Source organism: Micromonospora sp. DSM 43699 (genome assembly GCF_055517075.1).
The window spans coordinates 32,100-51,486 of sequence record NZ_JBTMMT010000019.1 but is presented as its reverse complement, the minus strand read 5'-3'; the positions used below and the strand labels follow the sequence as shown (position 1 = coordinate 51,486).

Below are 19,387 nucleotides of genomic sequence, written 5' to 3'. Positions count from 1 at the left end.
CCGCTCACAGCTCCAGGACGAGCCGGGGCGTACGGGACCGGGAGACGCAGATCAGCATGGTGTCCCCGGCGGCCCGCTCCTGCGCGGTGAGCAGGCTGTCGCGGTGCTCGGGCACCCCGGCGAGCACCGGGGTCTCGCAGGTGCCGCAGGTGCCCTCCCGACAGGACGAGAGGACCGCCACGCCGGCCTGCTCCACCGCCCGCAGGATCGACGTGCCCGCCGGCACGGTCACCGTCCTGCCGGACAGCGCGAGTTCGACCTCGATCGCCGCCTCCGGCCCGCCGGTGTCGTCGCGTGGAGCGAACCGCTCGACGTGCAGGCCGCCGGGCGGCCAGTCCCGACAGTGCTCCTCCACCGCCCGGACCAGGGATTCCGGGCCGCAGCAGTAGACGAGGCCGGTGTCGGGTCCACCCAGCACGGTGACCAGGTCGAGCAGGCCGGTCTCGTCCTGCGGGTGCAGGCTCACCCGGTCGCCGTAGGTCTCCCGCAGGTCGGTGGCGAAGGCCATGGCGGCGCGGCTGCGGCCGCCGTACACCAGTCGCCAGTCGGCGCCCGCGGCGTCGGCGGCGGCCACCATCGGCCGGATCGGGGTGATGCCGATGCCGCCGGCGACGAAGAGGTAGCACGGGCCGGCGACCAGCGGGAAGGTGTTGCGGGGACCGTGCACCCGGACGGCGCCGCCGACGGTGAGCCGCTCGTGCGCCAGCCGGGAGCCGCCGCGCCCGTCCGGTTCGCGTTGCACCGCGATCCGCAGGACCGACCGCTCCCCCGGGTCGCCGCAGAGGGAGTACTGGCGGACCAGCCCCGGGCCCAACTCCAGGTCGACGTGCGCACCCGGGGTCCACCCGGGCAGGTCGCCGCCGTCCGGACGACCCAGGCCGATCTCCACCACCTCCGCCGCCACCCGCTCCCGGGCCACGACCACCAGCTCCGTCCCGGCCAGGTCGGTCACGCCGGCACCGCCGGCCGCCCTGGCACGGATGCCGTGGCCGCCGGCCGCGCCGGTGGTACGGACGCCGGCCGCGCCGGAACCCGGTGGCCCCGCGGGTGGCCGAGCAGCCACTCCCACAACTCGACCGGTTCGTCGGCGGCCCGCTCGGCACCGCAGTGGCAGATCCCGCGCAGCGTGTCCGTGCCCGGCACCCAGTGGACCCGGTGGACCCGCTCTCCGGTGAGCATGCGGACAGGGGAGGTCACCGCGGCACTCCCACCGTCCCCGACCCGACCATCCGGGCCAGCAGCCGTCGGGCGGCCAGGCCACCGGTGTCGATGTTGATGCTCAACTCCTGGTAGCGCTCCGGCTCGGCGGCGATCACCCGCTCCAGGATGTTCAGCGCCGCCACGTCCTGCATGACCACTGTGTGGTTGCTCTGGTGCAGGTACTCGCTGACCGACTCGTCGTCGATGGCGAAGTCGCGTGCCACCGCCCAGAAGTCGTACGTGGTGTGCGCGGTCGACGGGGTGATCGCGTACACGATCTCGGCGTGGAAGGCGTCGCTGTCCTCGCCCTCGGCGGGCGGCGGCACCCCCTGCGGCGCGATCCGGCTGTGCAGGAGATAGAGGCAGGGCGGGTGGTACTCGATGTCCTGCCACCTGGTGATCCGGCCCTGGATCCCGGTCGAGTGGGCATAGAACGGCGGGCACTCGGCGTCGTCCATGTGACGGCTGACGTAGACGACGCCCCGGTCCTCGTCGACCTCGGTGGTGATCGGGGTGTCCGCCACCTCCGGCGTGCCGATGTAACCACCGTGCAGGTAGGTCTCGTGGGACAGGTCGAGCAGGTTGTCGACCAGCAGGCCGTAGCGCGCGTCCAGCGGGGCCATCCCGCGCACCACCGCGTACCGGGGGTCGGCAAGCCACGGGGCACGGGGAATCGCGGCCGGATCGGCCCGGTCCCGGTCGCCGATCCAGACCCAGACGAAGGAGTCCTGCTCCACCACCGGATAGGAGGCGACCCTCGCGGTGCGCGGAATGCGCTGCTGACCGGGTACGAAGACACACGCGCCGGTCGGGTCGTAGGTGAAGCCGTGGTAGCCGCAGACGACCGTGTCGCCGTCGAGCCGGCTCTCGGACAACGGGTAGCGCCGGTGTACGCACCGGTCGGCGAGCGCCACCGCCTCCCCCGCCCCGGTGCGGTAGAGCACCAGTGGCTCACCGAGCACCGTACGGGCGAGCAGACCCCGGCCGACCTCACCGCCGTAGGCCGCCACGTACCACTGGTCCCGGGCGAACACCATCCGACCGACCTCCTTCTCGACGAACGTCGATGCCACTGCATCATCGCGCGCGGCACCCGGTGACCGGGACGAGGTCTTCCACTGAGTGGAAGTCGGGGGCGGGGTCGGCCGGATTCCCGGGGAGGCGGGCGAGGCCTGCGGTCACGGCGGGTTCCCCACGATCGGCGCCCGACCGGCAGAATGAGCGGACGGCACGGTGACCCTGGCCTTCGACGACCGACCGGAGCCCGGCCGGGGCTGACCGCAGGGCACCCCCGTCGCGTACCCCCGGCGTGCCTGCGGCCGCCCCGCAGGCCGGACGCCATAGGGGATTGATCTGACGTCTGCCCGCCGTTGCCGGTCGGTGCGAATCGGCGCAGCCTGCCCACGAGGGGGATCTCAGGCATTGACGTCCACCACTGGAAACTCTAACGTCTGACGTATGACCGGTAGGCGGGCACCCCTACGCCGACCAGCACCGCCCCGCCCCAGGAGGCGTGCCGGACCACGCCCCGAGAAACGGAGAGTCCCCATGAACCACAGACAGCTGTTGAGCGCGGGGTTGACGTTGCTGCTCGGCGCGACCGCCACCCTCACCGCCGGCTGCGGCGACCGGGGCGGCGACGGGGCCGGTTCGGGCGGCGGCAAGGCGCTCATCGGGGTCGACTACCCGCGCTCGGACACCGACTTCTGGAACTCCTACATCAAGTACGTGCCGCAGTCCGCCCAGGAGTTGGGGGTCGACCTCAAGACCACCAACTCGCAGAACGACATCGCGAACCTCATCTCGAACGCGCAGACCTTCATGAGCCAGGGCGTCAAGGGGGTGGTGATGGCCCCGCAGGACACCGCCGCCGTCGCGCCGACCCTGAGCCAACTGGAGAGCCGCAAGATCCCGGTGGTCACCATCGACACCCGCCCCGACACCGGAAAGGTGTTCATGGTGGTACGCGCCGACAACCGCGCCTACGGCACCAAGGCGTGCCAGTTCCTGGGCAGCAAGCTCGGCGGCCGGGGCAAGGTCGTCATGCTCCAGGGCGGCCTGGACTCGATCAACGGTCGGGACCGCACCGAGGCGTTCCACGAGTGCATGGGCAAGGAGTTCCCCGGCATCAAGGTGTTCGGGGAGGCGACCGACTGGAAGGCCGACGTGGCGGCGTCGAAGCTTCAGACCCGCTTCGCCTCCGACCCGGACGTCAAGGGCATCTACATGCAGTCCTCCTTCGCCCTGTCGGGCACCCTGCAGATCCTCAAGCAGCGCGACCTCCAGGTGCCGCCGACCGACCCGAAGCACGTCTTCGTCGTCTCCAACGACGGCATCCCCGAGGAGCTGAAGAACATCGGCGACGGCCTGATCGACGCCACCGTCAGCCAGCCCGCCGACCTCTACGCCAAGTACGGGCTGGAGTACGCCAAGGCGGCGATCGAGGGCAGGACCTTCCAGCCCGGCCCCACCGAGCACGGCAGCACCATCATCCAGGTGCGCGAGGGCCTGCTCGAGGACCAGCTCCCCGCACCGCTCGTGACGTTGGACGGCGCACCGGTCGGGGGGCAGCCGACTGTGAAGTTCGACGACACGTCGCTGTGGGGCCGTCAGGCATGAGTGCCACCGCGCACCGCCCGACCGGCGGGCCGGTCGACGCCCACCCGCCGGTCGTCGAGGCCGTGGAGATCACCAAACGGTTCGGTTCCACCCTCGCCCTGTCCGAGGCGGGGATCGTGGTCCACCGCGGTGAGACGCACGCCCTGGTGGGGCGCAACGGCGCCGGCAAGTCGACGCTGGTGGGGATCCTGACCGGGCTGCAGGCCGCCGACGGTGGCGCGGTGGCCTTCGACGGGCGTCCGGCACCGCCGTTGGCCGACCGCGACGCGTGGCGGCAGCGGGTGGCGTGCGTCTACCAGAAGTCGACGATCATCCCCACCCTCACGGTGGCGGAGAACCTGTTCCTCAACCGGCACGCCCGCTCCCGCAGCGGTCTGATCCGCTGGTCGAGCCTGCGCCGGGAGGCGGAACAGCTGCTGGCGACCTGGTCGGTGGACGTCGACGTCCGCCAGCCGGCCTCCGCCCTCTCGGTCGAGCAGCGGCAGTTCGTGGAGATCGCCCGCGCGTTGTCCTTCGGTGCCCGGTTCATCATCCTCGACGAGCCGACCGCCCAGCTCGACGCGGCGGGCATCAACCGCCTGTTCACCCGGATCCGGGACCTGCGGGCGCACGGCGTGACGTTCCTGTTCATCAGCCACCACCTCCAGGAGATCTACGAACTCTGCGACCGGGTCACGGTCTTCCGCGACGCCCGGCACGTCGTCACCGCCCCGGTCGCCGAGTTGGACCGGCAGGCGTTGGTCGCCGCGATGACCGGGGAGGACGTGACGCTGCCGGCGGCCGGCCACCGACCCCCGACGTCCGCCGCGCCGGTGCTGCTGTCGGTGCGCGACCTGGTCACCTCGTCCGGCGCCGGACTGTCGATGGAGGCCAGGGCGGGCGAGGTCGTCGGCATCGCCGGTGGCGGTGGCAGCGGCAAGGTCGAGGTGGCCGAGGCGATCGTCGGTCTCGCCCGCCCCGCGGGTGGGACGGTCACCCTCGCCGGCCGGGTGCTGCGGCCGGGCAGCGTGCCCGACGCCCTCGACGCCGGCGTCGGTCTGGTGCCGCAGGACCGGCACCGGGAGGGTCTGGTGCCGTCGCTGTCCATCGCGGAGAACGTCACGATGACCGTGCCGGACCGGGTCGGGCGGTACGGCCTCATCTCGCCGGCCCGGCGGGACGCACTGGCCCGGGACACCATCGCCGAGTTGACGATCAAGGCGTCCGGGCCACAGGTGCCGGTCGCCGAGCTGTCCGGCGGCAACCAGCAGAAGGTCGTGATGGGCCGGGCGTTGGCCAACGATCCGCAGCTGTTGGTGCTGATCACGCCCACCGCCGGGGTCGACGTGCGGTCCAAGCAGACCCTGCTCGGTGTCGTCGAGGACGTGCGACGTCGGGGCGCCACCGTGCTGGTGGTCTCCGACGAGCTCGACGACCTACGGATCTGCGATCGCGTGCTGGTGATGTTCCAGGGCCGGGTGGTCGGCGAGATGGCCCACGGCTGGAGCGACAACGATCTGGTAGCCGCGATGGAAGGGGTGGACCTCCACCATGTCTGAGACGCTGTCCACCGGGAAGGCGTCGGCTCCTGCGCCACCACCGTCGCGTCCGCCGTCGTCGGCACCGTCGCGGAGCCTGGCCCTCGCCCGGCTGCGCGACCTGGCACTGGTGCCGGCGATCGTCGCGGTGGCGGTCGTCGGGTGGGTCATCAGCCCGGTGTTCCTGAGTTCCGACAACATCGTCAACGTGCTGCAGAGCATGTCCGAGATCGCCATTCTGGTGCTGGCCCAGACCATCGTGCTGATCACCGGCAAGATGGACCTGTCGTTGGAGTCCACCTTCGGGCTCGCGCCGGGCATCGCCGCCTGGCTCGTCGTCGACCCCGCGCTCACCCGGGGGCTGGGGCTCGGCCTGCTGCCGGAGGACTGGGCGGTGCCTGTGGTCCTGCTCGTCGGTGCCCTGGTCGGGGCGTTCAACGGGCTGCTCATCGTCCGGTTCGGCCTCAACGGCTTCATCGTGACGTTGGGCATGCTGATCATCCTGCGGGGGCTGCTCACCGGCATCTCCGGCGGACAGACCTTCTTCGCGCTGCCCGGGTCGATGACGTATCTCGGCTCCACCAGCTGGTTCGGGATACCGGCCTCGATCTGGGTGTCCCTGCTGTTGTTCGCCGCCGGGATCGTGGTCCTCGGCCACACCCGCGCGGGCCGGGCGTTGTACGCCATCGGCGGCAACGCCGACGCGGCCCGCGCCGCGGGCATCCGTACCGACCGGGTGCTGTGGATCGCGCTCGTCGTGGCCAGCGTGCTCGCCGCCCTGGCCGGGCTGCTGATCAGCGGCCGGCTGGCGGCGGTGCCGGCGGCCCAGGGCGACGGGGCGATCTTCCAGGTCTTCGCGGCGGCGGTGATCGGCGGGGTGAGCCTCAACGGCGGCAGGGGCAGCGTCTTCGGCGCCTTCACCGGCGTCCTGCTGCTCTTCATGATCATTAACGTGCTGACCCTGGCCGGGGTGCCCGCACAGTGGACCAACTTCCTCAACGGCGCCGTCATCCTGGTCGCCCTGGTGGTCTCGCGGATCACCGGCGGCAAGGTTCAGACCTGAACGCCTGACCGCACGAGCCACGCCACGAGACAGGCAGCAGACCGCCAACCGTTCCCCAACCCAGGAGTTCCGTTGACTGAGCGCATCTCGTCGGTAGAGACGATCGACGTACGCTTCCCCACCTCCGTCCACCGGGACGGGTCGGACGCGATGAACCCGTTCCCCGACTACTCCGCCGCATACGTCGTCGTGCGGACCTCGGCGGGCGCCGAGGGGCACGGGCTGGTCTTCACCGTGGGGCGCGGCACCGAGATCCAGGTCGCCGCCGTCCGGTCGCTCGCCGCGATGGTGGTCGGCCAGCCGGTGGACGAGCTGACCGCCGACCCGGGCGCCCTCGCGCGGCGACTCGTCGGCGACAGTCAGATCCGCTGGCTGGGCCCGGAGAAGGGTGTCGTGCACATGGCCGCCGGCGGCCTGGTCAACGCGGTGTGGGACCTCGCCGCCCGACGGGCCGGCAAACCCCTGTGGAAGCTGCTGGCCGACCTCACCCCGGAACAGCTTGTCGCCCAGGTCGACTTCCGCTACCTGCGCGACGCCCTCACCGAGGACGACGCGCTCGCGCTGCTGCGCCGGGCGGCCGACGGCCGGGCCGAACGGGAGAGCCGGCTGCGGGCCGAGGGTTATCCGGCGTACACCACGACCCCGGGCTGGCTGGGTTACGACGACGAGAAGCTGGCCCGGCTCTGCGTGGAGGCGGTACGGGACGGCTATCGACTGATCAAACTCAAGGTCGGCGGGAACCTGGCCGACGACGTACGCCGGATGGGCATCGCCCGGCGAGCCGTCGGGCCGGCGATCCGCCTCGCGGTCGACGCCAACCAGATCTGGGGCGTACCCGAGGCGATCCGGTGGATGCGCGAGCTCGCCGCGTTCGACCCGTACTGGATCGAGGAGCCGACGTCGCCCGACGACGTGCTCGGGCACGCCGCCGTCCGTACGGCGCTCGACCCGATCCGGGTGGCCACCGGCGAGCACGTGCACAACGCGGTGATGTTCAAACAACTGCTCCAGGCCGAGGCGGTCGACGTGGTGCAGATCGACGCCTGCCGGGTCGCCGGGGTGAACGAGAACCTGGCGATCCTGCTGCTCGCCGCGCGCTTCGGGGTGCCGGTCTGCCCGCACGCCGGCGGGGTGGGGCTGTGCGAGCTGGTGCAGCACCTGGCGATGTTCGACTTCGTCGCGGTCAGCGGCAGCACCGACGACCGGGCCATCGAGTACGTCGACCACCTGCACGAGCACTTCGTCGACCCGGCCCGGGTCACCGGCGGGCGGTACCTGACTCCCACCGCCCCGGGCATGAGCGCGGAGATCCTGCCGGCCTCGCTGGCCGCCTTCCGCTTCCCGGACGGTCCGCAGTGGACCTCCGCGCCGGCGACGGCGGGAGCGCCGACGGCATGATCATCGACGCGCACCACCACCTGTGGCGCCCGGAACGCGGATACGCCTGGCTGGACGCGCCCGAGCTGGCGACGATCCGCCGGCCGTTCACCCCGGCGGACCTGACCGCCGAGCTCACCGCGACCGGGGTGACCGGCACCGTGCTTGTGGAAGGGGGTCGCTGCCACAGTGACGAGGCCGCCGAGTTCCTCGGCTACGCCGCCGACACCGCGCCGATCCTCGCGGTGGTGGCCTGGCTCGACGTCGCGGCCGACGACGTGCCCGCCACCGTCGCGGCCTACCGCCGGCTGCGCGGCGGCGACCTCCTGGCCGGGGTGCGTTCGCAGGTGCAGGGGGAAGCGGATCCCGACTACCTCGACCGGGCCGACGTGCGTCGTGGTCTCGCCGAGATCGCCGCCGCCGGGCTCACGTTCGACCTGGTGATCCGCGCCGACCAGCTACCGGCGGCGGCCCGCGCGGCCGCGGCGGTGCCGCAGCTCAGGTTCGTCCTCGACCACCTGGGCAAACCCAGGATCGACCAGGGTACGGCGGGTCTGCACGGCTGGCGCGGTCCGCTGGCCGCGCTCGCCGCCAACCCCAACGTCACCGCCAAGCTGTCCGGTCTGGTCACCGAGGCCGGGCCGACCTGGTCACCGGAGGACCTCCGCCCCTTCGTCGAGGTGGCCGTGGCGGAGTTCGGCGCGGACCGGCTGATGTTCGGCTCGGACTGGCCGGTGTGCCTGCTCAGGTCGGACTACGCCGGAGTGTGCCGGGCGTTGACGGCGGCGCTGCCGCCCCTGTCGGAGCGGGACCGGCAGGACATCTTCGCCGGCACCGCCGTACGCACCTACGACCTGGCCCGGCGGGTCGCACCGCTCCCGCCACCGACCCGGACCGGATGACCCCGGCCACCGTCGGGCTCACGCATCGGCCGCCTTGGCGGCGAGCACCGTACGCAGCCACGCCTCGGAGGTGTTGACGTGGATCAGCGCGCTCGCCTGGGCGAGCAGTTGGTCGCGTGACCGTAGCGCGAGGTAGATCGCGTGGTGCTCGTCGATCGTCTGGTGCGCCGAGTTGCCCTCTATCAACCCCCGCCACACCCGGGCCCGCAGCGTCCGGCTGGACAACCCGTCGAGCAGCGAGGTGAGCGTCTCGTTGCCGGTGGTCGCGACGACGGTGTGGTGGAAGGCGGTGTCGAAGCCGATCAGCTTCTCCGCGTCGTCGGCCGCCGCCCGCATCTCGGCCAGGATGTGGTGCAGTTCGTCGAGCCTGGCGTCGGTCATCCGCAGTGCCGCCAGCCCGGTCGCCATCGGCTCCAGCATCCGGCGCACCTCCATCACCTCCAGCAGGGTGTCGTCGCGCAGCAGTTCCACCGCGACACCCAGGCCCTCCAGCAGCAACCGGGGGGCGAGGCTGGTGACGTACGTCCCGTCGCCTCGTCGTACGTCGAGCACCCGGGCCGACTCGAGCACCTTGACCGCCTCCCGGACGCCGCTGCGCGACAGGCCCATCTGCACGGCCAACTGCGGCTCGGGTGGGAGGCGCGCACCCGGCGGCAGCTCACCGCTGGAGATCATGCTCCGGATCTTCGCGATCGCGTCGTCGGTCAGTGCCACCCACGTCCCCCCTCTGGCCGACCCGTCGCGCCTCTTTCACGACAGTTCCACCCGCTGCGGCAGGCCACACCAATATAGAGACCCCAGAGGTGAACCGAGCTGACGACGACGGCGATCGGCGCCCCGGCGGATGGAGGGCGGACGCGGTTCCACGGGGCCGGCGTTCGGATCCCGGGCCGGACCGCCGTCGCCGGCCGCCTCTCCCTGTCCTGGACGGACGACCCGCGCCCGTCCAGGACAGGGATGGCTCAGGAGGCGGTGCAGACCGGGGTCAGGCCACTGGCCGCACCGGTGCCCTGGAAGCCGAACTCGGTGTACTGACCGGCGCTTACCGCGCCGTTGTAGTTGACGTTGCTGAACTGCACGGCGCCGCTGGTGCCGGTGCGGTTGGCGTTCCAGACGCTGGTCACCGTGGCACCGGACGGCAGGGTGAGCTGGACGTTCCAGCCACGGATCGGTGCGCTGCCGGCGGTGACCCGTACGGTGGCGACGAAACCACCGGTCCACGAGTTCAGCGAGACCGTGGCCGCGCAGCCGGCGGTCGACGGCGGCGTGGTCGGCGGGGCGGTGGTCACCGGCGGCGTGGTCGGCGGCGGGGTGGTCACCGGCGGAGTCGTCGGGGGCGCAGTGGTCGGCGGCGGGGTCGTCGGCGGGGCGGTCGTCACCGGCGGGGTCGTGGGCGGGGTGGTGCCCCGGCCCTTGTTCAGCTCGTCGAGGACCGCGTGGTAGGCGGCCTTCTTCTGGTAGCTGCCGTTGCCGCCGGTGAACAGCAGGCCCCGCTCCGAGGAGCGCCACGACTCGCTGTCGGAGATGCCCCAGACGGTGATGCCTGTGCACTTGGCGACGTTCAGGCAGGCCCGGACGACCTTGCGGTAGTTCTCCGCCTGGCCGGTGCCGATGTCGTTGTTGCTCAGGTCGTCGTCGATGTCGACCTCGGAGAGGTGCACCTCGACGCCGAGGTCGGCGAAGCGCTGGATGTTGGCCTGCAGGTCGTTGGTGATGATGCTGTTCGGGTTGTCGTTGAAGTGCGACTGGAACCCGACGCAGTCGATGTACTGCCGGTAGGTGCGGACGATGTCGTACAGCGCGTTGGCCTTGCGGTTCGGGCCGCCGCCCTGGACGGTCAGGCCCTCGACGTCGTAGTCGTTGATGCAGAGCTTGGTGGAGTACCCGCCGGCCTGCACTACCTGCTTGGCCCGGATGAACGAGTCCCGGATGACGTCGGTGTCACCGGCGTCGAAGAAGTCACCGTCACCGTTCGCGTCCCGGTTCATGCTGTGCGGCCACTGGTTGCGGCGGCGGCCGGTGTTGTTGTCCTCCAGCGACTCGTTGACCACGTCCCAGTAGGCGATCTTGCTGCCCCAGCGGTTGATGGCGTTGCCGATGAAGGTGTTCAGCGTCGCCTGGCTGGCGCCCTGGAGCGCGCCGGCCTGCGAGTGCCACACCAGGGTGTGCCCCCGGACCACCATGTTGTTGCTCTGCGCGTGGTTGACCAGCTGGTCCGCGCCGCTGGTGTTCTGTAGCCCACCGCTCGACGTGGCGATCCGGTCCGGCTTCATGTCGTTCTCGGGGGTCAGCTGGCTGAATTCCTGACCGAGGATCGGGTAGAGCCGGTTGGGCGAGGCGGCGGTGCCGAAGAACAGCCCGGCCTTGGCGGCCGCGGCGCGCAGCGTGGTCTCGGCTGCGGCGGCCGGGCTGCTGGACTGGACCGCCACCCCACCGCCGACAAGTAACAACACCGCCATCGGCAAAGCCGTCCTGCTGACTTTCATCCGCTGCCTCAGGGTGTTGCTCACAGGTCCTCCTCGATGCACGACGCCAACAATCGATAGACATACATCCATGCCGAAGGGCCAGTATCGATACCGCCCGGCCACACTGTCAACAACTTTCGGAAATATTCCGGAAACCGCCATTCGGGCACGGGCATACATTTATGCAGGTGGGGTGAGCACCACCAGACTCGGGAAGGCCGGCGGCAGGCGGTCGCGGGCACCGTCCACGGCACCGTCACCGAAACATTCGAAGACCGGCCCGTACGGAACGCTACCCGCGTGCCGGTGGGACGGCGCCTGGCGCGCGTCCGCCGGGTCGGGCAGGAATACTCGCCTGATGACGTGGAAGGTGCTCCTCGGCATCGGCATCGCGCTCGCCGCCTCCTGGACGGCCCTGACGATCGGCCTGCTGCTGGTGCGGCCGAAGGGATCCCTACTCACCGAGGCGATCCGGATCCTGCCCGACCTCATCCGGATGCTGCGCCGGCTGGCCACCGACCCGGGCCTGCCAACCGGCGTCCGGGTGCGGCTCTACCTGCTGATCGCCTACCTGGCGAGCCCCGTCGACCTGATCCCCGACGTGATCCCGGTGCTGGGTTTCGCCGACGACGCCATCATCGTGGCGGCCGTGCTGCGCTCCGTGGTCCGTCGCGCCGGCATCGACGCCGTCGCACGACACTGGGCGGGCACCCCGGACGGATTCACCGCCGTATGCCGACTCACCGGAGTCCGCCCCACCCCGTGACGCCCGGCTTCTTCCCGCCACGGCCCACCGAGCCGGTGCGTGCCGACCGAGCCGGTGCCTCGCGCCCTGTCCGGGCCGGGCCGGATCCGCCGCGAGTCCGTCGACGCCGACGCGGCCGGGGAAGGATGGCCCTCCCCCGGCCGCGCGGTCTCCGCCTCAGCGGACCGGCAGGTCGCGCCGGCGGGTCGGATCGAGGTGCCGGGCGTACGCGCCGGTGGTGAAGAAGGCCGGCAGGTCCTCGCCGAGGGCGGTGTCCTCGACGATCCGGGCGGCCCGCACGGCGCGGTCCCGGTCGGTGCCCGCGCGCCCGCTCACCAGGGCGGCCAACTCCTCGGCGAGGATCGACCGGACCAGGTCGTCGGTCACGCAGCCGCCGTCGGCCAGCGGGGTGCCGTGGTGCCGCCACTGCCAGACCTGGCAGCGGGCGATCTCGGCGGTGGCGGCGTCCTCCATCAGGTTCGACAGGGCCACCGCGCCGGTGCCGCCGAGCCACGCGTCGAGGTAGCGCACCGCGACCGCGATGTTGGCGCGTAGCCCGGCGGCGGTGACCCGGCCGGGGGTCTTGTCCACGGCGAGCAGGTCGGCGGCGGTCACGGTGACGTCGTCCCGCAGCCGGTCGAGCTGGTGGGGACGGTCGCCCAGCACCGCGTCGAACTCCTCCCGGCAGGTGTCCACCAGGCCCGGGTGGGCCACCCACGAACCGTCGAACCCGTCACCGGCCTCCCGCCGCTTGTCCGCCCGCACCCGGCCGAGGGCGACCTCGTTGACCTGTGGATCCCGGTTCGGGATGACGGCGGCCATCCCGCCGATCGCGTGCGCTCCCCGCCGGTGGCAGGTGGCCACCAGCAACTCGGTGTACGCGCGCATGAACGGCACCGTCATGGTCACCTCGGAGCGGTCCGGCAGGACGAAGTCCGGCCACTGCCCGAAGTTCTTGATCACACTGAAGATGTAGTCCCACCGGCCCGCGTTCAGCCCCGCCGAGTGCTCACGCAGCTCGTAGAGGATCTCCTCCATCTCGAAGGCGGCGGTGATCGTCTCGATCAGCGTGGTGGCCCGGATGGTGCCCCGCGGCAGGCCGAGGCGTTGCTGGGCGAAGACGAAGACGTCGTTCCACAGCCGCGCCTCCCGGTGGCCCTCCAGCTTCGGCAGGTAGAAGTACGGCCCGGCGCCCGCGTCGAGCTGCCGCCGGGCGCAGTGGAACAGGTGGAGCCCGAAGTCGACCAGGCTGGCCGAGATGGGCCGCCCGTCGACCACGATCCCCTTCTCCACCAGGTGCCAGCCGCGCGGACGGACGACGATGGTGGCCAGTTCCTCGCCGAGGACGTACCGCTTGCCACGGGGGTCGGTGAAGTCGATGCGCCGGTCCAGGGCGTCGATCAGGTTGAGCTGGCCGGAGACGACGTTGTGCCAGGTCGGCGCGGTGGCGTCCTCGAAGTCGGCGAGCCACACCTTCGCCCCGGAGTTGAGCGCGTTGACAGTCATCCGGCGGTCGGTCGGTCCGGTGATCTCGACCCGCCTGTCGACCAGGCCGGGTGCGGGCGGGGCCACCCGCCAGCCCGGGTCGGCGCGGATCGCGGCGGTCTCCGGCAGGAAGTCGGGGAACTGACCGGTGGCGTAGCGGTCCCGGCGGGCCCGGCGGGTGTCCAGCAGGGCCACCCGACGGGCGGCGAACTCGCTGTCCAGCGCGACCAGGAACTCCAGCGCGTCGGCGGTGAGGACCTCGTCGAACCGGTCGGCCAGCGGGCCGACGATCTCGTATCTCATGCGAACTGCTCCTCTTCGGTGGAGCCGCGCAGGGCGGTGGTCTCGGCCGCCGGGTTGAGCACGGTGCTGATCAGGTCGAAGTAGCCGGTGCCGACCTCGCGCTGGTGCTTGACGGCGGTGTAGCCGGCCGGTTCGGCGGCGAACTCCCGCTCCTGCAACGCCACGTAGGCGGACATGCCGTCGGCGGCGTAGCCCCGGGCCAGGTCGAACATCGAGTAGTTGAGGGCGTGGAAGCCGGCCAGGGTGATGAACTGGAACCGGTAGCCCAGGTGACCGAGTTCCCGCTGGAACTTCGCGATGGTGGCATCGTCGAGGTGCTTGCGCCAGTTGAACGACGGCGAGCAGTTGTAGGCGAGGAGTTGGTCCGGGTACTCGGACTTGATCGCCTCGGCGAAGCGGCGGGCGACCTCCAGGTCGGGGGTGGAGGTCTCCATCCAGAGCAGGTCGGCGTGCGGGGCGTAGGCCAGGCCCCGGGCGATGCACGGGTCGATGCCGTTGCGCACCCGGTAGAAGCCCTCGGCGGTCCGCTCGCCGGTGACGAACGGCCGGTCCCGCTCGTCCACGTCGGTGGTGAGCAGGGTGGCGGCCTGCGCGTCGGTGCGGGCGATCACCACCGACGGCACCCCGGCGACGTCCGCGGCGAGCCGGGCCGCCTCCAGGGTGCGGACGTGCGCCCCGGTGGGGACGAGCACCTTGCCGCCGAGGTGGCCGCACTTCTTCTCCGCGGCGAGCTGGTCCTCCCAGTGCACGCCCGCCGCACCGGCCCCGATCATCGCGGTCATCAGCTCGTAGGCGTTGAGCGGTCCGCCGAAGCCGGCCTCGGCGTCGGCGACGATCGGTGCCAGCCAGTCGGTCCCGCCGCCGTCGCCCTCGGCGGTGGTGATCTGGCCGGCGCGCAGCAGCGCGTTGTTGATCCGGCGCACCACGGCGGGCACCGAGTTGGCCGGGTAGAGACTCTGGTCGGGGTAGGTGTGTCCGGCGAGGTTGGCGTCCGCGGCCACCTGCCAGCCGGACAGGTAGATCGCCTTGAGTCCGGCCCGGACCATCTGCACGGCCTGGTTGCCGGTGAGCGCGCCCAGGGCGTGGACGTAGTCCTCGGTGTGCAGCAGCTGCCACAGCCGCTCCGCCCCGCGCCGGGCCAGGGTGTGCTCCTCCTGGACGGCGCCGCGCAGCCGGACCACGTCCTCGGCGCGGTAGCTGCGGCGCAATCCCCGCCAGCGCGGGTCGGTCTCCCACTCGGTACGCAACCGCTCCACGGCGTTCTGCATGATGTCGTCTCCTCGGATGTCGTGCCGCCGGCACCGGATTCGTCGTGCCGCCCGGCGTCGCCGAACGCGTCGCCCGGCCGGCGTGTCACCCACGGTCACACGGTGTCCAGGGCGTGGTCGAGGGACGGAAGAAGCCAAGTTCTGAGAAGTTCACACCCGGTTCTGCGAAGTTGCGAACAGGTATATTCGCACTCTGCCAAGGGTGCTGGGCTGCCGAAAGAGCAGCGGGGAGGTGAGCGTGACGAGCAAGACCTTCGCGGGTGCCCGGCTGCGCCGGATGCGTGAGGACCGCGCGCTGAGCCAGTCCCGGCTGGCCCGACTGCTCAACATCTCGCCCAGCTACCTCAACCAGATCGAGCACGACACGCGTCCGCTGACCGTGCCGGTGCTCATGCGCATCACCGAGGTGTTCGGCGTCGACCCGACAGTGTTCGCCCCCCGGGACACCCCACGGCTGGTCGCCGGGTTACGTGAGGCGCTGCCCGGCCGACCGGGCGTCGCCGACCTCACCGAACTCGCCACCCGGCTGCCCGAGGTCGCGGAGGCCGTGCTCGACCTGCACCGCCGCTACCGGCAGGCCGACGAGCAGCTCGCCGAGCTGCTGGGCGACCGGGACACGGTCGGGCGCAGCCCGCACGACCGGGTGACCGAGTTCTTCTACCGCCGGCAGAACTACGTGCCGGATCTGGACGAGGCGGCGGAGCGGTTGGCGGCGACGATCGGGATGCGCCGGGGTGAGGTCCGGTCCACGTTGCAGGACCGGCTCGACAAGCGGCACGGCGTGCAGGTCCGCCGCGACGACGCCACCCTGCTCGGCGACGAGCTGCACCGTTACCGGCCGCAGACCCGCACCCTGCACCTGTCGACGTCGCTGCGGGCCGGGCAGGAGGCCATGCGGATGGCGGCGCAGATCGCCCTGCTGGAGTACGCCGACGTGATCGACGAGATCGTGGAGGAGGAACGGTTCGACGACCCGCAGACCCAGATCCTCACCCGGGTCGGCCTGGCCAACTACTTCGCCGCCGCGCTGATCCTGCCCTACGAGCCCTTCCTGGCGGCCGCCGAGCAGCACCGGTACGACATCGAGCTACTCACCCAGCATTTCACCATGGGCTGGGAGACGGTCTGCCACCGGCTCAGCACGCTGCAACGACCCCGGGCGCGCGGGGTGCCGTTCTCGTTCGTCCGGGTCGACCGGGCCGGCAACATGTCGAAACGCCAGTCCGCCACCGGCTTCCCGTTCTCGCTGACCGGCGGCACCTGTCCGCTGTGGAACGTCTACGAGGCGTTCAGCGCGCCCGGCCGGGTGGTGGTGCAGGTGGCCGCGATGCCCGACGGGCAGCGCTACCTGTGGATCGCCCGCACCATCACCCGGCACCACGGCGGCTACAACCAACCCGGCAAGGTCTACGCGATCGGGCTCGGCTGCGAGACCCGGCACGCCGACCGGCTGGTCTACTCCACGGGGATCGACCTGTACGCGACCGACGCCGTCACGTCGATCGGCCCCGGCTGCAAGACCTGCGAGCGGATGACCTGCCCGCAGCGGGCCGCCGCCCCGATCAGCGGGCGGCTCGACCTGGACGAGAACCGCAGCACCTTCATCCCGTACCCGCTGAAGGGCTGACCGGCCCGACCGGTCAGTCCAGGCTGATCACGGGGCGGGTCAGGATCTCGTCGGCGTACCCGTCGTCGGAGGCGAGCCACCGGCCGAAGTCCCCGTCGCGGTAGGCGGTCGCGAGGGTGAGCCAGCCCAGGAAGAAACCGCTGCCGCCGCAGGCGGTGACACCGCCGTCGCCGCCGCACACCACTGTCGGCTCGGTCGTCACCTCGTACCGGTAGGGATCCTGCCCGATGGCCAGCCCCCACAGGTTCGGCGTCCGGTGCACCCCGTCCGGGTACTCGTCCGGGTAGCCGTCGGCGGGGGTGTCGTCGCCCCAGCGGAACAGTGTGGTCGCGCCGGCGCCGCAGGCCCACTCCCACTCGTCCGGGGTGGCGGTCCGCAGGCCGAGGCCGGCGAGGGCGGCCACCGCCTCGTCGTAGTCGGCCTCCTCGACCGCCCAGGCCCGGGTCACCCGGCCGGTACGGTCGAGTTCGACGGTCAGCCCGTCGGCGGAGCGCACCGTGGTGGCCCCGTCCCCCCGGTGGCCGATCGACGCGACGAGTTCACGGACCCGCGGGTCGTCCGGGGGCAGCGGGAGCCCGCCGGGTTCGCAAGCCTCCACCGCGACCAGCATCGCCGGCAGGTCGACGGCGCGCACCGGCGAGGTCAGCGCGTCGACGTGCGCGGCCAGCGGTGGCAGGCCGTACTCCTCGGCGCTGTCGGCGTAGCTGGCCAGCTGGCCAGCGTCGGGGTTCAACCGGGCCGCGTCGTAGCCGAGCGTCGGCCGCCCGCCGGGCACCAGCGCGAACCGCAGTCCGCCCCGGTCGAACAGCGCCGTCCGGTGCGACCGTCCCGCGTAGCCGTTGTCCCGCAGGCCCACCAGGGTCAGGTCGTGCCGGGCGGCGATCTCCCGGGCCAGCCGCTCGGCGGCCTCGTCGGAGCGGTCGTTCCACTGCGCGACACGGAGATCGGCGTACGGCATCGCGCCAGGATAGAGGGGCGGCGGTCCCGGCGCCCGCGTGGTCCGCCGGCCGGCGCGCCGCTGCCTCCTCGGCCCGTCGGTTCCGTCGGCTGTCAGTATCCGATCCGGAAGGTGGCGTCCTGCTTGTCGGTGGCCGGCGAGCCGCTCGTGATCGGGTCGATGCGCAGCAGGTAGTCGTAGTGGCGCAGGTAGCGATCCGGGAAGTTGTACGAGCGGAACGATGTCCAGGACGCGTCGGCGAAGCCGGCCGTCCGGTGGAACGTCGCGTCGGCCCGGAAGGCGCTCGTGCCGTCGTTCGCCGCCAGCCGGATCGCGTAGTCGTAGTGGCGCAGGTACCGGTCCGGATAGTTCACCGAGCGGAACGACACCCCGGCCGGATCGGCCAGGCCCGGCACCAGCGTCCACAGCTGGTCCTGGTACGGGTCGAAGGGGTACGCGTCGATCCGCCCGACGTTGTCGCCGTGCCGCAGGTAACGGTCCGGGAAGTTGTACGACTTCACCCGGTTCCACGCCGGCACACCCCAGGCGGCGGTGAGCGCGGTCACCTCGGCCGAGGTGAGCGGGGTGATGCCCGGGTGCTTGGAGTTCAGCGGCTGGGTATACGACCGGTCGTTGAGCAGGCTCCACGCGCCGCCGGCCACGTTGGTGGTCTGCCAGCAGAAGAACCGGCCGTTGGGGCTCCACGTGTCGCCCCACAGGTACCAGGTGTCCGCGGTGTGGGACTTGACGATCTGCGGTGCCTCGACGCCCCGGCCGGGGCCGATGGCGGCGGTGTGGATGCTGAAGCTGCCCGGGTCGAGGGTGGTCGAGCGGGTGCCGAGCAGGGTGCTGTTCGTGTTGTTCTTGAAGTACATGTAGTTGACCCCGTTGACGCTGACGAAGCTGCCGTCGATGGCGTCGTAGCCGGGGTCGAAGAACGTCTGCGGGGCGGACGCGGTCACGAAGTCGCTGGTGTAGTTCACCATCAGCACGTTGCGGCCACCGGTGACCGCGGAGTAGACGACCGCGTACCGCCCGCGCCCGGCGTCCCAGTACGCCTCGGGGGCCCAGGCGTGGGTGGCGAGGGAGTGCACCTTCAACAGCCGGTACCCGGTGAAGGTGCGCAGGTCGGTGGAGTCCCAGACGTGCAGGTACTGGCTCTGGTAGTTCCAGTCGGTGCCGTTGAGGTCGGTGGCGAGCACCACGAACCCGCCGGTCTGCTTGCGCAGGATGAACGGGTCGCGCAGGCCCCGGCTGCCCAGCGTCGGGGTGGCGACGGGCCGGTTCTGGTTCAGCGGGGTCCAGTTCAGGCCGTCGGTGCTGACGGCGAGGTGCAGCCCGTAGTTGGCGGCGGTCATGCTCGGTGACTCGGTGAAGTACGCCATGGCGTAGCCGTCGCCGGGGGCGGCAGACGCGGTCGAGGGACGCAGCAGGGTCGCCCCGGCGACGGCGGCGCCGGTGGCGGACAGCAAGGTACGACGCTTCAACTGATCACCTCGGGGTGGCGGGTGGCAGTGCGGCACTGACCTCCGTACGTTATCGCTAACATCGATGACGTCAAGTGTTAACGCGGTCCGCGAATCCGCACCCGCTCGAACGCGGCGGGCCCCGGGCTGTCGCTGGTGGACACGCGGGCTCACCCCACCCGAACCGCCCTACGGGCCGTCCCGCGTGGTGTCGTCGACGCCGGACCGCAGTCGGGCGAATGCCCGGTCGGCGTCGGCGACAGCCGCCGCGGCGATGTCGTTGACCGAGACCCGGTCGAAGCCGTGTGCCTCGACGCCAGCGGCGTCGCCACCGCCAACGGGACCAAGCTCATCCTCTGGTCCCGCAACGGTCAGCAGAACCAGCAGTGGAGCGCCCGTAGCCTGACCAC

16 protein-coding genes are annotated in these 19,387 nt (G+C 71.6%); 7 read left to right on the top strand and 9 right to left on the bottom strand.

Going from position 1 to position 19,387, the window contains the following annotated elements:
* Positions 1-4: 4 nt before the first annotated feature.
* From AC0AIB_RS12695 to AC0AIB_RS12685, 3 genes are read right to left on the bottom strand one after another with little or no spacing between them, the layout of a single operon-like run.
* Positions 5-952: a PDR/VanB family oxidoreductase gene (locus AC0AIB_RS12695; protein ID WP_328345933.1), complete on the bottom strand. Its 948-nt coding sequence runs from the start codon at positions 950-952 to the stop codon at positions 5-7.
* Positions 949-1,197 carry a hypothetical protein gene (locus AC0AIB_RS12690; RefSeq protein WP_465096716.1) on the bottom strand — a complete coding sequence of 83 codons (249 nt, stop codon included), beginning with the start codon at positions 1,195-1,197 and terminating at the stop codon, positions 949-951. Before AC0AIB_RS12690 ends, AC0AIB_RS12695 begins: the two co-directional genes overlap by 4 nt.
* A complete protein-coding gene (locus AC0AIB_RS12685) occupies positions 1,194-2,237 on the bottom strand; it encodes a Rieske 2Fe-2S domain-containing protein (protein ID WP_465096715.1) in 1,044 nt (347 codons plus the stop codon). Before AC0AIB_RS12685 ends, AC0AIB_RS12690 begins: the two co-directional genes overlap by 4 nt.
* 511 nt (positions 2,238-2,748) lie before the next feature.
* Here AC0AIB_RS12685 and AC0AIB_RS12680 point away from each other — a divergent pair.
* The 5 genes from AC0AIB_RS12680 to AC0AIB_RS12660 all read left to right on the top strand — a co-directional run bounded on the left by AC0AIB_RS12680 (position 2,749) and on the right by AC0AIB_RS12660 (position 8,678).
* A complete protein-coding gene (locus AC0AIB_RS12680) occupies positions 2,749-3,819 on the top strand; it encodes a sugar ABC transporter substrate-binding protein (RefSeq protein ID WP_328345927.1) in 1,071 nt (356 codons plus the stop codon).
* A complete protein-coding gene (locus tag AC0AIB_RS12675) occupies positions 3,816-5,357 on the top strand; it encodes a sugar ABC transporter ATP-binding protein (protein WP_328345926.1) in 1,542 nt (513 codons plus the stop codon). The genes AC0AIB_RS12680 and AC0AIB_RS12675 overlap by 4 nt, the downstream gene beginning before the upstream one ends.
* Complete coding sequence (locus AC0AIB_RS12670; protein ID WP_328345924.1) at positions 5,350-6,399, top strand: ABC transporter permease; 1,050 nt, start codon at positions 5,350-5,352, stop codon at positions 6,397-6,399. Before AC0AIB_RS12675 ends, AC0AIB_RS12670 begins: the two co-directional genes overlap by 8 nt.
* A 72-nt stretch (positions 6,400-6,471) precedes the next feature.
* Entirely contained in the window at positions 6,472-7,797 is a 1,326-nt protein-coding gene (locus tag AC0AIB_RS12665) for an enolase C-terminal domain-like protein (RefSeq protein ID WP_328345922.1), read from the top strand.
* Entirely contained in the window at positions 7,794-8,678 is an 885-nt protein-coding gene (locus AC0AIB_RS12660) for an amidohydrolase family protein (RefSeq protein WP_328345920.1), read from the top strand. The genes AC0AIB_RS12665 and AC0AIB_RS12660 overlap by 4 nt, the downstream gene beginning before the upstream one ends.
* Positions 8,679-8,696: 18 nt before the next feature.
* On the opposite strand, the gene AC0AIB_RS12655 is transcribed toward AC0AIB_RS12660, so the two are convergent.
* Both AC0AIB_RS12655 and AC0AIB_RS12650 read right to left on the bottom strand, forming a co-directional pair.
* A complete protein-coding gene (locus AC0AIB_RS12655) occupies positions 8,697-9,392 on the bottom strand; it encodes a FadR/GntR family transcriptional regulator (RefSeq protein ID WP_328345918.1) in 696 nt (231 codons plus the stop codon).
* Between the two features lie 248 nt (positions 9,393-9,640).
* Positions 9,641-11,188, bottom strand: coding sequence for an endo-1,4-beta-xylanase (locus tag AC0AIB_RS12650; protein ID WP_328345916.1), 1,548 nt, complete (start codon positions 11,186-11,188; stop codon positions 9,641-9,643).
* Between the two features lie 316 nt (positions 11,189-11,504).
* On the opposite strand from AC0AIB_RS12650, the gene AC0AIB_RS12645 reads away from it, so the two are divergent.
* Positions 11,505-11,912, top strand: coding sequence for a YkvA family protein (locus AC0AIB_RS12645; RefSeq protein WP_465096714.1), 408 nt, complete (start codon positions 11,505-11,507; stop codon positions 11,910-11,912).
* Between the two features lie 156 nt (positions 11,913-12,068).
* Here AC0AIB_RS12645 and aceB read toward each other — a convergent pair whose 3' ends face one another.
* Both aceB and aceA read right to left on the bottom strand, forming a co-directional pair.
* On the bottom strand, positions 12,069-13,679 hold the full coding sequence (gene aceB / locus AC0AIB_RS12640) for a malate synthase A (RefSeq protein ID WP_465096713.1): 1,611 nt from the start codon (positions 13,677-13,679) through the stop codon (positions 12,069-12,071).
* Entirely contained in the window at positions 13,676-14,947 is a 1,272-nt protein-coding gene (gene aceA, locus AC0AIB_RS12635; RefSeq protein WP_465096712.1) for an isocitrate lyase, read from the bottom strand. The genes aceB and aceA overlap by 4 nt, the downstream gene beginning before the upstream one ends.
* A gap of 238 nt (positions 14,948-15,185) precedes the next feature.
* On the opposite strand from aceA, the gene AC0AIB_RS12630 reads away from it, so the two are divergent.
* On the top strand, positions 15,186-16,574 hold the full coding sequence (locus AC0AIB_RS12630; protein ID WP_465096711.1) for a short-chain fatty acyl-CoA regulator family protein: 1,389 nt from the start codon (positions 15,186-15,188) through the stop codon (positions 16,572-16,574).
* Positions 16,575-16,587: 13 nt separating this feature from the next.
* Here the strand turns inward: AC0AIB_RS12630 and AC0AIB_RS12625 are convergent, their stop codons facing one another.
* Both AC0AIB_RS12625 and AC0AIB_RS12620 read right to left on the bottom strand, forming a co-directional pair.
* Positions 16,588-17,532: a hypothetical protein gene (locus tag AC0AIB_RS12625; RefSeq protein ID WP_328345906.1), complete on the bottom strand. Its 945-nt coding sequence runs from the start codon at positions 17,530-17,532 to the stop codon at positions 16,588-16,590.
* 92 nt (positions 17,533-17,624) lie between these two features.
* Entirely contained in the window at positions 17,625-18,998 is a 1,374-nt protein-coding gene (locus AC0AIB_RS12620) for a glycoside hydrolase family 43 protein (RefSeq protein ID WP_465096710.1), read from the bottom strand.
* Between the last annotated feature and the right edge of the window lie 389 nt (positions 18,999-19,387).

Bases quoted from the DNA above. Each gene is read 5' to 3' on its own strand.
- AC0AIB_RS12660 (WP_328345920.1), top strand. From the start codon at position 7,794: ATGATCATCGACGCGCACCACCACCTGTGGCGCCCGGAACGCGGATAC.
- aceB (WP_465096713.1), bottom strand. From the start codon at position 13,679: ATGAGATACGAGATCGTCGGCCCGCTGGCCGACCGGTTCGACGAGGTC.
- AC0AIB_RS12685 (WP_465096715.1), bottom strand. From the start codon at position 2,237: ATGGTGTTCGCCCGGGACCAGTGGTACGTGGCGGCCTACGGCGGTGAG.
- aceA (WP_465096712.1), bottom strand. From the start codon at position 14,947: ATGCAGAACGCCGTGGAGCGGTTGCGTACCGAGTGGGAGACCGACCCG.
- AC0AIB_RS12645 (WP_465096714.1), top strand. From the start codon at position 11,505: ATGACGTGGAAGGTGCTCCTCGGCATCGGCATCGCGCTCGCCGCCTCC.
- AC0AIB_RS12680 (WP_328345927.1), top strand. From the start codon at position 2,749: ATGAACCACAGACAGCTGTTGAGCGCGGGGTTGACGTTGCTGCTCGGC.
- AC0AIB_RS12625 (WP_328345906.1), bottom strand. From the start codon at position 17,532: ATGCCGTACGCCGATCTCCGTGTCGCGCAGTGGAACGACCGCTCCGAC.
- AC0AIB_RS12670 (WP_328345924.1), top strand. From the start codon at position 5,350: ATGTCTGAGACGCTGTCCACCGGGAAGGCGTCGGCTCCTGCGCCACCA.
- AC0AIB_RS12675 (WP_328345926.1), top strand. From the start codon at position 3,816: ATGAGTGCCACCGCGCACCGCCCGACCGGCGGGCCGGTCGACGCCCAC.